Genomic DNA, 14706 nt, shown 5'->3' on the forward strand with positions numbered 1-14706 from the left:
AGCTCATGAATTAGTGGGGATAGAAATGGTGAAAATTGTGCCATTGGGGTTTGATTCTATGGAGAGACTGCCCCCATGTGCCTTCACAATATCATGGGTAATACTGAGCCCAAGCCCGGTACCCTCGGTCCCTTTTTTGGTAGTGAAGAAAGGCTGCAGGATTTTGTCTTTAATGTCGTCAGGGATGCCGGGTCCATTGTCCGCTACTTCGATGAGGATGATATCTTTTTCAGCTTTGGTGCATACTGTGAGTTTGGGGTGATATAATTCAGAATTATGATCCCGATAGCTATCGGGAATGAATTCAGAATTGGTTTTGCTCCTCATCGCATCAAAAGCATTGTTACACAGGTTGATGATTACTCTGGAAAAGTCTTCTTTGATCAGAGAAACTTCCTTTAAATCAGGGTCTAAATCCAAAACTATCTCTACATTGATCGGATTCTTTCCTGCCCGCATTCCGTGAAAACTCAGGTTGACATACTCTTGGATCAGGGCGTTGAGGTCTGTAGCTTCTTTTTTGCCCGTTCCCCCTCTGGAATGCTGCAGCATGGAAGTCACAATACCGTTGGCCCTTGAACCGTGCTGGTGGACTTTTTGGAGGTTCAACTTGATATCTTCCAGATTTTCCCGAATCAATGTCTCGTCTCTCGCTTCTCGTTTCTCGAACTCTTCCAAAGCTTCTTCTACCAACTCAATAGACACCTCCGAGAAGTTATTGACAAAATTCAGGGGGTTCTTGATCTCATGGGCGATGCCGGCAGTGAGTTGACCGAGGGAAGCAAGTTTTTCTTGCTGTACGAGTTGGGATTGGGTGGCTTTGAGTTCGCTCATCGCCGATTCTACTTCGGCTTTGGCCTTTTCCAGTTTCACAAAATCCTCATATCTCGCGTAGGCTATGGCAAATGATTTGGCTAAAGCTTTTACCAGATCAATCTGCTCATCGGACAGACTTATGGTTGAGCCTACATACAGTAACCCTTGGGCAAAAGGCACAAAGTGCAGGTGGAGTGACTCCGGTGCAGCTTCAGCACCTTGATAAGTTTTGAGGTCTTTGACATATCCTTGTTCCTGCATGGATTTACCCCAATTGATGAAATCGGTTTGATTCCAATGTTGGACATAGACTTCACCTTTTTTCCAGGCCTCTACCGATTTGGAGGTCATTTCATTGGCAGAAAATGGAAGTGTCATCACAGCCAATGACTTTCCTTCAGGCGTGGACAGGTAAATTTCCACGTTACTTCTATTCTCATGCACAATAAATACCCCGCATCGGATAAAGGGAATGCCTAAGGTGGTCAGTTCATTGAATACCAGTGGGGTAATTCTGCCGAGGTCATCAGCATTGCGCATGGATGAAATATCTGCTCGGACCCGATCCAATGAAGCCTGTCGCATGGCGGCCCGGGCACTGGATTGGGCCATCTGCAAATCCCTGAAACGGGTGTAAGCAAATGAAAATACGGCCGTGGCCCTTTTTAATAGTTCCCAACTTTCTGTTGAAATCTCTCCGGGAGCAGCGGCACCGATGTAGCCATTGGAAAATTTATACAAATGATAGGTGCGATCAGGAATAGTCTCTCCATAAAAATTACTGGTTCCAAACAGGTCGGATTTTTCTTCACAATATCGGATCCATTCTATCCTTTGCTCACCCTGCATCAGGATGGAAGTTTGTTCCGCTTTGGAGCGGACAAATTCATCCATCTTTCGGCCCACCCAAGTGTCCTGAAGGTCAAGGGTCATTTGGTCGGTAATCGCTTTATCAGGGTTATCGGGATTTTTTATAGTAAACCAACATTGGGTCAATCTGCTGCTTTCATCCTGAATGTAGATGGAACTGGTTTCCAATTCTTCTACTCCCAATGCGCCCATTTCCTCTCGGAGCAGTTGGGCTACATCGATCAGTTCATCTGGACTTTGCATAGCCAAAGAGCGAGAACGCACTTTTTCCAATGCATTTGCTATTTGCGCTTCCCTTGCTTGGGCTTCTGCTTTTTTCAGATCCAGAAAACGCGTGTAGGTCTGGTCAAAAACATTGGTGAATCGTTTGAAAATGGCATGTGATTCGGGCACCTTTTCATAGGTGATAAACAGAATAAATCCTTGGGTGAATTTGCAGAGGTGGTTGATCTGATAGGTGGGCAGCGAAAGCCCGAGCCTGTCAATTTCGTCAAAAGTGGGCTTCAGGTCCGGGAAGGATTTCATGTGGGCATAGTGCTCCTCCAACGCTTTATCGCCAAGTTCCTGAACCAACATTGTATGATCACTCAGGACGAATTCACCCATTTCATCGAATGAATTTTCTCCCCAAAGGCGAAGCTGAAATGGCGTTTGAATGGTTCCTTCGCTACTCATGCAGCAGGTTGCCGTTTTCTTATCCTCTGCGAGAATATTGTACCCACAACTCCAAGCATGGATTCCGAGTGCTCTCACTTCTGTAAAAAGGAGATTTGCTACTTCAGGGAGTTCCTCACTGCTTTGCATTCCCATGGTGCGGGATCTGACTTTTTCTAGAGAAGTTTCGATTTTTGCTTCTCTTGCCTGTGCTTCTGCTCTTTGGAGATCTAGAAAGCGGGTGTAGGTTTGTTCAAAAACTTTACCGAGTCGCTTAAAAATATCATGGGCTTCCGGCACCGGTTCATAAGTAATAAACATCACGCTAACTTTGGCGCCAAACACAAAATGTTCATACTGCTGAGAAGGGAGGAGCCCATCCTTTACCATTATATCATACTCTTTCTCATCAATCCCGCTAATTGCCAGGTACAATTGTTTGATTTTTTCTCCCTCCACATACAGGACATCAAATTCTACCCCGCTTTTCCTGGCATTACTGAGTTCCTTTAATGCCTCAGCCTTTTCTGTGTGGACGGTATTAGGCCCATAAATTTCTCCATTAAGACTTAAATAGTCCACGTAGGAGTTATTGTCCTCGCTCCAAACATTAAAGCCTGTGGTCCATGTTTTAATACCCAAGGCACTAACCTGATTGAATAACAGACCTGCAACATCTGTCAATTCATCGCTAGTCTGCATGGCCATGGTTCGTGATCGGACTTTCTCCAATGCATTTTCAATCTGCGCTTCCCTTGCCTGTGCTTCGGCTTTTTGGAGATCAAGGAAGCGGATATAGGTTTGTTCGAAAACTTGGGCGAATCGAATAAAAATATCATGTGCTTCCGGGCAAGGCTCATATGTAATGAACAGGAGGTTGCCGTGAGAGAAATTTGCGAGGTGGTTTATTTGAAAAGTAGGGTGGTGCTCACCAGCCTGAGCTCTTTTTTCAAAGGCTTTTTTGATTTCCGGAAGCGACAGAAAATACCGGTAGTGTGCTTCCAGGGTTTCTCCCTCCAATACATCTACAAAAAGCTTGTCGCCCCTATCCCTTGATTCCTGAAAATGAATAAATGTGGCCTCTTCGGTTAGCGGAATTTTAAACCCATCCAAAATAGCGCCATCGGGACTACCCATGTAGGAAGTGAAAACGGTATCACCCTGCTCCCATATATTAAACCCACAACTCCATGGTGGCACACCTAAGTTTTGTATCTGCTGAAACAATAGCGCAGACGTTTCTCCCAATTCACTGCTGTGTTGCATTGCCATGGTTCTTGCGCGCACTCTCTCCATGGCTAGTTGAATTTGCGATTCCCTCGCTTGAGCTTCGGCTTTTTCGAGATCGAGGAATCGCTGGTACACGTTGCCGAATTCATGGGCAATACGTCTGGTAATCTCCTTTTCCTCTTCCGATGGCGGTCCGCTTGCAGCATAGCCTAAGTAACCATATTTACAATATCCATCAATGATGTATTCACCATTCGGGTAGTCTACTGGTAGAGGTCGTTCATCTTCCGGTAGTTTTTCCAGTATTTCTTTGAAAATTTCTGCTATCTCGGGGAGGTTTTCGTAAGGAATATAGAGTACATCCACATCGTTGGGATGGCCGGATTTCCAGTTTTCTACCTTTTGTTTCCATACAGGTGAAGCATCGAGGTCTATTTCCTGTGAGGCAATCAAAGTTGATCCCTTTTTACCAGTCATCCGGAAAGTACTTCGGTTATTTTCAATATCGAAAAGAGACAGAATGCAGTTTACGGGGCGTAGGTCGAGGACCTCAAATTGTTCAAATAAAACGGTAAGGAAATCACTGAGTTCATCGCTGTGCTGCATGGACATTGCCTTCGCCCTTATCCGTTCGAGCGACAATTGGATTTGTGACTCCCTTGTTTGCGCTTCGGCTTTTTGGAGATCGAGGAAGCGGGTATAGGTTTGGTCAAATACCTGAGCAAAGCGTTTGAATGTCTCTTCTTCACCACAGAATTCTCTTGTAATAAGTACCAGATATCCCTTTGAAAAATAAGCAGCATGAAGTTTTTGCCAATCGGGGCGTGAAAGACCTGCAGCATCCATTTCTTCAAATATTGTGCGTGAAACAGGAATTTCCATCAGCCAGTCATAATGTTGCTGAAGTGATTCACCATCTAATTGCACAGCCCTAAATGCTTCACTCTTCAGCCATCCCTCATACAAAGTGGCATGCGCGTAATCGCCAACATTGGGCAGGAAAAAACCACGGGTAAAGTCTCCGTCCATACTTAGCCACCATTCATCTTCATCCCGGTCTTTTTCGCACAGCACAAATCCGCAGGTCCACAGGTTGGTCACCAGTTGATTCATCTGTGCAAACAATTCTGCAGCCACAGCTCCCAATTCGGCACTGCTTTGCATAGCCATGGTTCTGCTTCTGACTCTTTCGAGGGCGGTTTCTATCTGTGCTTCTTTTGCCTGCGCTTCTGCCTTTTGAAGGTCTAGGAAGCGGGTATAGGATTGCTCAAAAACATTGGCGAAACGCTTGAAAATATCATATGATTCAGGAGCAGGTTCATAGGTGATAAATAGGACATACCCATATTTGAAAAATGCAACATGGTCAATCTGTGAGGTTGGAAATGGGATTCCGGCAGCCTTCATCTGAAGCAACTGTTCTCCTACCCCGGGCAAGCTACACAGGTATTCATAATGCGCAGGGCACTCATCTTCCCCAATTTCATTAACCAATAGAATTTCTCCTCTTTGTCCAGCTTCAAAATACCGCAGAAATACACCTTCCCGTGGAGTTCTGTATTTGGGAAAAGTACCCTGACCATTGCTTCCCCATTCCACAGACCCTCGGGGGTCATCATCGTAAATGTTAAATGCACAAAACCAGCTTTCCATACCCAAAGTCTGCACCTGCTTGACCAACTCCATCGAAAGATCCGCTAATTCCTCACTTCGGTGCATGGCGAGGCTTCGTGCTCGCACCCTTTCCAATGCCAATTGAATTTGTGCTTCACGGTGTTGCCGCTCTGCGGATTTCAAATCTTCAAAACGCTTATAGGCCAAATCGAAGACTCCGGCAAAACGGATCAAGGTATCTACCGCATTTTTAGGTGGGTCTGTCACTACGCCCGGCAGGCTGTAACCGATTTCCCCGTGTGTGGTTCGTGCCATTACAAAAGTGAGGCCGCCAATATGCCGAATATCATCCAGCGTAGGCGCTTGCGGATCCACCTGTTCAAAATCACCAAGGGTAATCATTTTGTGAACATAATCCACAGCCGTTTCTACTTCCATCGCAAGCACAACAGTAGGCTCCTTCGTCTTTTCCCAATCTGCAACTAACGGTATATCTCCGTGGATGTGGCGGGGCAAAGTCATTACCATACCAATCTTCGTACCATCACCGGAAGTCATTGCTTTATCATATCTCTCAGGCAGCCAGCGCATGTGCCAGAAGTAATGGGCTTCATGACCAAGTTTTACAAATTCAGTACGCATGGTCACTACGATATCGAGCAAATCCGATGACTCCTGCATGGCAGTCACCTGGGACCGGATCCGCTCGAGGGAGAGTTCTATTTGTGCTTCCCTTGCCTGCGCTTCAGCTTTTTGCAGGTCAAGAAAACGGGCATAGGTTTGTTCGAAAACTTTACCGAACCTTATGAGAATAGCATTCTCTGACTCAGAAAATTTTTCTCCAAAGTGGTTGATAATAAAAATACTTGTATGCTTAGAAACAGCACAAGATCGGGTATATCCTCCCGGGGCTAAAAGAGTTTCTTTTTTCTCTTTTGCACCCAGCTTTGACCAAGGCTGGTGCTGAAATAAAAAGGTGAAAAATTCTATTTTTTCTTCTCGGGTGTATTCCTCGGTGAAAAATCCCGCACCGCTTTTTATCCTTTCTAAGAGATGGGTATAAAACGGCTTCTCAAATCGAGGTATGTGAACTTCATCCGAAGTTTCTGCCGTGCCACCTGAGCCCCAGCAATGGATTTCATTATCAATTTCACTGTTGATAACTATAAAAGATCCGCCAGAAATTGATAAATATAGATTAAGCAACTCTTGGTGAACTGTATGGATCACACTTTGTAATTCAGCAGTTTTATGCATTGCCAAACTTTTGGAACGTACCCGTTCCAATCCCGCTTCAATCTGTGCTTCCCTTGCCTGTGCTTCGGCTTTTTGGAGGTCGAGGAAGCGGGTGTAAGTTTGATCGAAAACTTTAGCGAATCTTTTTAAAATGTCTACATGGCTTTCGGATAAAGGATTTCCCTGAAAATCATTCACCGCGATCAGTGATCTTTCTGCCGGCACTATAGTGACTTCGTAAAAATCACTGTTGCATATCATGGTTTTAACCTCAGTCGGTAATTCGATCAACTCGGGTAGCTTTAATACAACATCGTAAAAGCTGTCCTTCTCTTTTTTCGAGTAGCTGCCAACAAAAGACTCCAACTTCTTATTATGTGCATTGAGGTAATCATGTACGATAGGATGATCAAAATAGGGTAATACATACTGATTAACCACTATGCCGGTACCCACGTCGCCACACACAAATACCATCATATCTTTAGAACCTTCTATAAAAGTCTGAATTCCTACCGCAGTAGATGGCACCTGTAGTTCCGATGTTTTTTCAAATAACACCTTTACTACCTCATTCAATTCACTACTTTTATGCATTGCCAGCGACCGGCTCCTTACTTTTTCCAGTGCAGCTTCAATCTGCGCTTCTCTCGCCTGAGCTTCCGCTCTTTGCAAGTCAAGGAATCGGGTGTAGGTCTGGTCAAATACTTTACCGAAACGCTTGAAAATATCCCAATATTCCGGATAGGATTCATGGGTAATTAACATCAGGTAGCCATGTGTGAAATAAACACTGTGCGTTATCTGATATTTTGGTATCGGAAATCCGGAAGCTTCAATATCACCAAAGGCTTTTTTCCATTCAGGAATATTAAACATATACCGGTAGGTGTCTTCCAGTTCTTTGCCTTTGGATTCCATCACGAAAAAACGATCAGGATTGCGCCTGGCCTTATATATATTGATGAAATAGGGATCTTCAGTATGGGGTAACCTTAACCCGGTAGACTGGACTTCTCCACCTGCGGAACTCATCCACGCAGTTGATGAGATGTCGTCAGCATTCCAGATTTGAAAACCACTTGACCAGACATTGATACCCAGGTCATCGAATTGTTTAAACAGCAGTGAAGCAGTTTCTCCCAGTTGCTCACTTCGCTGCATGCCCATGGTTTTGCTTCTTACTCTTTCAAGCGCAGCTTCTATCTGCGCTTCCCTTGCCTGGGCTTCGGCTTGTTTCAAATCGCTGAAACGCGTGTAGGTCAAATCAAATACTCCGGCGAACTTTTCCAGAAGCTGTAGATGTTCGTCCGGCAAAGGTTCTGGAGTCGTCAATACCAGCATTCCTTTTGAAAAGAACCCTACCGTCTGAACGCGACGGTTATGTATAAATGCAGGATCAAAAGGTATCCCGATTTCTTTCTTCAAGTATTTCAACCAATTCGATAAATCCTCACCTGTTTGGTCTATAACCATCAGTTTTTGATTGTTTTTCCAACCATGATACATCTTAGAAAGGGTGGTAGGCTCATCGATTCTGCCGGTAAACCGGGTATTGATCTGATTGCCGCCCTGCTCGGTGATCCAGAAATCAATTGTTTTGCTCTCTTCTTTGACCACCCCAATATTGATTCGCTCATGGACTAATCCCAGAATCTGAAGTTGCTGGAAAAGAACAAATGCTGATTCGGCTAACTCATCACTATGTTGCATGGCCATAGTTCTTGCTCGCACTCTCTCCAAGGCTAGTTGAATCTGTGATTCCTTTGACTGTGCCTCGGCTTTTTGGAGGTCAAGGAATCGCTGGTACACGTTGCCGAACTCATTGGCAATTCGTCTGGTAATCTCCTTTTCCTCTTCCGATGGCGGTCTGCTGGCGCTATAGCCTAAATAACCATATTTGCAATATCCATCAATGGCATATTGACCATTAGGGTAGTCCTCGGGTAGAGGGAGATCATCTTCGGGTAGTTTACTCAATATTTCTTTGAAAATTTCGGCTATCTCCAGAAGGTTTTCGAATGGAGTGTAGAGTACATCCACATCTTTAAAGTTTCCTGATTTCCAATCTTCTAGCTTTTGTTTCCATAAAGGTGAAGCGTCCAGATCTATTTCCTGGGTGGCAATCAATGTTGCTCCCTTTAAACCGGTCAGACGGAAAGTGATTCGATTATTATCCAGATCAAAAAGAGAGAGATGACAATTGACAGGGCCTAAGTTTAGGATATCAAATTGCTCGAAAACAACCGTAAGAAAATCACTGAGCTCATCACTGTGCAGCATGGCCATGGCCTTGGCTCTGATTCGCTCGAGTGACAATTGGATTTGGGACTCCCTAGCTTGTGCTTCGGCTTTTTGGAGGTCAGAAAATCTTCGGTAGGCAATTCCGAACACATTGGCGAATCTTCCCAACAGCGACCTTGATTCATCATCAGGTGTAGTATAGGTTACCATTACCAAAGAACCGCCGGAAAAATCTGCAAATGAAAAATAAAAACCATTTTCTTGTTCTCTATTTTTTTCTTCAATGTCTCTTGACTCAATTATCAAGTCCACTACCTCAGGATAATACGACTTTAAAAGCGCAAACCATTCAACAGCCTTAGCTCCATTGACTAAAATCACATATTCTTTTTGTTTTGAGAAATAAGCATTAAGCATTTCATCAACAAGCTGCCCCCCATCCTTTGGAAGTAAGACCTCAGACTCAATAATCTCTCCCTCGAATTGTGGTGGTCTTACTGCTGCCCACGAATGAAAATAAGTAGGTGATTCTTCATAGAGATGGATGGCACAAGTCTCTAGATTTCTTTGTCCTAGTTTTCCCATTTGGGTTCTCAATTCACGGGCAACGTCCTTTAATTCATGGGAAGAATGCATGGCCATCGCCTGGCTACGCACCCTCTCTAACGCAGCTTCAATCTGCGATTCCCTTGCCTGCGCTTCTGCCTTTTGAAGGTCTAGGAAGCGGGTATAGGTCTGTTGGAATACTTTTCCGAAGCGCATCAGAATCGCATTCTCTTGGGCTGTATAGGGAGTCATTGAATAATGCTCAACATACAATCCTACATTGTCCAGCAATACGGTGGAGATGGCAAGTGCCGGTTTTCTGAAAATGGCTTGCTGCGCTTCTTCCGTCAATTCCGGAATCCACTCGAATAGAACCTTGTAAAATTTGTTTTTTACTTCAAAGGGAAGCAGGTTGGCAAAGAAAGATTCTTGCCTGGCTTTTGCTTCGAGGTAACTGTTCCAATGCGGCGAATCAAAATAGGGAAGGGTGATCTCCCTTGGCACCCCTTGTTGGAGGGTTGCCAGCCAGATATGCATGTCTTCCTTTTCCTTATAGTCCAGGATAAATCCGGCATGTTCGACATGGATATTCAAACCCAAAAATTGGTCGAACACCACCTGAATGACTTCGTTGAGTTCTTCGGTATGGTGCATGGCCATGGTCCTTGCCCTTACCCGTTCCAGGGCCAATTCGATTTCTGCTTCCCTTGCTTGTCCTTCAGCTCTTACCAAATCCAGGTATCTTCGGTAGGTTTGTTCAAAAAGCGAACTGAATCGTTTTGTGATATGAATTAGATCGGGTTGAAATTCACGGGGACTGAAGGCATAAAAAAATCCATGCTCGAAAATGAAACAGTGTTGGATTTCTTTTTTGGGTAATTTCTCTAACGGGATCTGAATTTTGTAGTCAGGAGCATTATTGAGCATTTGGTAGTAATTCAGCAAATCCTCCCCTTCCAAAACATACTTGTGGAGGGGATTCTGCTCTTTCCAAGCCTTGCGGGCACTTTTCAGCAAAGGGTGCGAGGCCATATCGATGTTGCCGATATGCATGTTGACTTCCTCCCCATTTTTGCGGGCCGTCCAAAGCTGGTTGTTTTCGTTGTCATGATTCAGGATGCCGATCCCAAATCGGGTACCTTCATCCACTCCGAGGGCCGTGAGTTCAGAGAACATCTTGACGACACATTTCCCCACGTCCTCGCTGCTATGCATGGCCATGGTCTGAGCACGGACTCTTTCCAGTGCTGCCTCTATTTGTGCTTCTCTTGCTTGCGCTTCGGCTTTTTGAAGGTCCAGAAATCGAGTGTATGCTCTTTCAAATTCAATAGAAAACCGTTTTAGAATATTCTTTTCTTCTTCCGAAAGTTTACGGCGGATATTGATCCCAAAACAGCCATAGCGCATATAAGCTTCCGAATAATAAATCCCTTCCGGGAAAAAGTCAGCTTTCAGTTTCGTGGCACCTGCCAATAGCTCTTGCCAAACTTCAAAAAACCCGGCAATATCCGAAGGAGGAATAAATTCTTCCAGGATCACATCAGGATGGGCCCAAGCGGCATAGCATGCCGCGGTATAGGGTTCGGTTTTGTCGAGGGGGTAGGTAACCTGCTTGCTTTGAAGGGTGTTTCCTCCTTTATTTTTTTCAGACCAACTGGCCCAAAATTGATGGGATTGACTGGCTTCATCCGGAAGCCAAACATAGGAGAATTCAGAAGGGATTCCCAAGAGGAGCAGCTGCTCATGAAATATATTTGAAATGGATTTGATTTCATCCGAATGCTGCATCAGCATACTTTGAGTACGGGTACGTTCCAATGACGCCTCAATCTGTGCTTCTCTTGCCTGTGCTTCGGCTTTTTGAAGGTCCAGAAATCGTTGATAAGCCTGATTGAAAGCCCCTGCGATTTTCAATACGATGGTTTTGGTATCCTCAGAGGGAGGGCTTACCAGATCGATAGCCAGCAGTCCATCCGTGATTCTGGTGCAAGCACTCCATTGATGGGTTAATATCCCCTTTGCTAAAGCTTCTTTAACAACGGTGGCCACTTCAGGATTAATTTCTTCTAACTCAAAAACAGCTCGCTCTAGTTTTTCAAGGGGGTAATCAGCAACCAAGTAGTTCAGGTCAGTTTGCTGGAAGATTTTAAAGGGGTATCCCATCATTTCATACTTTTTGAAATCGAATTGAAGGGTATAACTTTTCTGGTTTCCTATATTTCCCGGACTTGAAAAATCCCACGCTTTCACCCATCCATCCTGATCGACCAGATAAAAAGTGACACCTGAAAGTCCTTGAATCTGAAGTGAGTTCAGTTGAGTCAGTATTTCTTTGTTAACCTTATCCAGGTCATCTGGATGGTGCATCGCCATAGATTGGGCACGAACACGTTCCACTGCCACCTCAATCTGTGCTTCCCTCGCCTGCGCTTCTGCTTTTTGGATATCCCGAAACCGCTGGTAAGCGAGTGAAAACACCTGATGAAAACGCTTGAACAAAGTCAAAACATCCTCAGCCATTGGTTGGTACAAGGTGAGCCCAAGTCCGCCTTCTCCAATTGATAAAAAGCAATAATCTAATTCGGTGGCTTTATCCAAAAATGGATCGGGAAAATGGTTTTCTTCTTTTCGGTGTGCGCGAAATTCTTCGAGTTCACTACCGCTCAATCCGCCGATAAAATACCCGTCCCTTGAGGCCAGCATTTGCCTGACCATGCCATGTTCTACAGGGCTTTTAAGGTATTCTGTTTTTTCTACGGCTGTTTTGTCATAAGGAGTAAAATATTGATAACAGAGGTACTGACCTATATTTTCGTCTATTATCGCAAGCTGAACATTTCGGATTTTATCCACTCCAAACTGTTGCAATTGATCGGAAATGATGCGGCAGACATCCAGCATATCCTCGGGTTTTTTCATACCCATCGCTACTGCACGCACTTTCTCAAGAGCCGCTTCGATCTCCAATTGAAGAGTCCTGCTTTTTACCGCTTCCAGCAGCTTGGCATTTTCTGCTTTTACAGCATCAATTGAAAAAGCCTCGCCTTCCATTGCTTTCATATCAGGGTAGGAGCCATGTTGATGCAAGGCAATCCAGCCGGTATCGGTTTTCTCCAGAAGGGATGACATTCGAAAAGGGCCATAAAATGTCCATTCTCCCTCTATTTTTACATAGAGATCTGTGAATTCATTCACCATCATGTATTCGCCATATGGGATCACCTCAATCTCGCGATTGCGAATCTCGGCTGTCCCAAGCATCTGATCCAGAATCCTGTAGGTATAGTCAATAATTTCCTGCTTGCTATTCCAAATCTCTTCCTTAGTGCCTCCTATATTTCGATAATCATCCCGAAGAAAAGTGGCCCAGGTTTCAATATCACCTTTGAGATAGGTGGTCCAATAGGTATCAAGCCATTGAGCCAATTCTTGTTTTAGCGCTGGTGTTACTTTCATCGGTTGTTGGTATTGATTGGTATTTGAATTATAAACTCACTTCCCTTTCCTTCTTCAGTCTCTCTAAGCCAAGTGGAAATCCTGATTTTTGAATAGAAATTCCAATCCTGCCTATCGGCAGGCAGGTCTGAGGCAACAAGTACATAGATTTTGCATTGTTCATTGACCAGCATCAGATTTTCCACCGGTAGGACATCAATCTGTCGGTTTCTCATTTCTGTTTTTCCGACTACTTCATGCATCTGGGCTTTAAAAAATTCTATTCCATCATCTTTGGTATGGCAGACTTCAGATTCGGAACTCCCTATCATTTCAAAAGTATCCCCCAAAGTTGATTCAAAAGCTTCCAAGTCTCCTTTTAAATAACTGTCCCAGTACAACTCATAGACCTTCAAGGCTCCGGATTCCCGGCTATTATTGTATTTCTTCATATTGGGTTTTTGGGTAATATAAAGCCTCGACAAAGGTCAATTATTTACCATTTGTCGATTGGTATGCTGACTTTTAATAAAAAGATGGGAAACTTTCTATTAGGTATTCTTTTTTACTTAGGTGCTGACAATATTTCCATCAATTCCGCTTTAAGTGAATCAAAATCTACGGGTTTGGTAAAAAATTCCTTAGCCCCTGAATTCATGGCGCGGTCATGGTTTTCACTATCACCATAGGCCGATATCATGCTGACCTGAATCTGGGGAAATTCCTTCTTAACACAATCCAAAAGCTCCAACCCTGTCATGCCGGGCATATTGATATCCGAGAAAATATACATGACCTCCGGTGGCTGATGGCTTCTCAAAACTTCTAATGCCTGCTTTCCCGAAAAGGCGAATTCAAGCTCAAACAATCCCTCACGGACCTCTTTGCGGAGTTTTTGGCGGAACAAAATCTCCACATCTTTTTCATCATCTACGATTAAAAATTTCATTGGCATAATTGGTTAGATTTAATTTTACTTTCGTTTGTACTCCAAATTTTTACTTTTGTAATTACCTATTGAATATCATTATTTTAGGTAAAAATTCCTAATATCCCAGTACTTTCGTGATCTCCTTTTTACTACTAAACAATTATTAGGTTTAGGGAATTTCCGATTGTTAAATACCTATATTTTGATTTTTGCCATTTAGCCATAAGCTTGTTTTTCCTAAACCAATTCGGTAATATTTCAAATTAAAAAATTATGGGGAAATCAAATCAAAATCAGGACGAACAGGTGGTTTTATTGTCCCAAAGCATCCAAATATTTCCCCAAGTAAAAACACCCTCCCATTGATTCACTTTTTAGTAATTTGGTTGATGGGCTAAAAAAATGGCATTTGGAATATGAATTCCAAATGCCTTTAAGTTCAATAAAAATTTAATCGGGTTAAAATCAATTGGAAGGTGGCTTCACTTCAAAACCCTGAGTTTCCATAATATTCCACATGTCATACCAATAGCGCATAAATACAATCTTACCATTCTCTACCCTTCCGGCCGTATGGTAAGGAACTGGAATGGTTTTACCTGTTTTTTTATCTTGGATGGTATTGGTGCCCCATGACAAAACCCATTCACCTTCGTTCCAATTGTTGGTGACTTTGACAGGCAGATAAAGTTCGCTTGTAAGTGTGTGTTTGTATTGGTTGGTGCTAGTGGTGAAATACTCCCTATGCTGAGTTACTGTAAGGGAGTCTAAGCCCCCGCCCAAACCATAAATCATCGCACCAGGTGCCAATTGGGCATTCATGGCTGCTACATCCCCGGCCTGAAGTGCCTTGGTGTATTTTTGTACCACCTCTAAGGCTTTTGCCGCATTGGGAAATTCCAAAGTTGTAACTGGATCCTGTGCGTTTGAAATCAAAGGCATCAGCATCATTAACAATACCAAAGCCATACTTGCTTTTAAAATTTTCATAAAAAGATTGATTAGATTGGTTATTTGGAATCACTTTTAATCCCATTCACTAATTAACTGATAATTAAAAGATACTAAAAACAAAGTAGGACGAACGACCTGTTTTACTGTCCCAACGTACGGAAATAGTTTTCAGAGCC

4 protein-coding genes are annotated in these 14706 nt (G+C 43.6%); all 4 read right to left on the reverse strand.

Annotated elements, in window-relative coordinates; all coding sequences use genetic code 11:
* Positions 1–3: 3 nt before the first annotated feature.
* A complete protein-coding gene (locus tag M3O96_RS01000; RefSeq protein ID WP_249717853.1) occupies positions 4–12666 on the reverse strand; it encodes an ATP-binding protein in 12663 nt (4220 codons plus the stop codon).
* Positions 12663–13097: a nuclear transport factor 2 family protein gene (locus M3O96_RS01005; RefSeq protein ID WP_249717858.1), complete on the reverse strand. Its 435-nt coding sequence runs from the start codon at positions 13095–13097 to the stop codon at positions 12663–12665. The genes M3O96_RS01000 and M3O96_RS01005 overlap by 4 nt, the downstream gene beginning before the upstream one ends.
* Before the next feature lie 113 nt (positions 13098–13210).
* A complete protein-coding gene (locus M3O96_RS01010) occupies positions 13211–13594 on the reverse strand; it encodes a response regulator (protein WP_249717861.1) in 384 nt (127 codons plus the stop codon).
* A 447-nt stretch (positions 13595–14041) separates the two neighbouring features.
* Positions 14042–14566, reverse strand: coding sequence for a nuclear transport factor 2 family protein (locus tag M3O96_RS01015; protein ID WP_249717864.1), 525 nt, complete (start codon positions 14564–14566; stop codon positions 14042–14044).
* Positions 14567–14706 lie beyond the last annotated feature (140 nt).

The organism is Aquiflexum sp. TKW24L (genome assembly GCF_023502205.1).
Classification (GTDB): domain Bacteria; phylum Bacteroidota; class Bacteroidia; order Cytophagales; family Cyclobacteriaceae; genus Cognataquiflexum.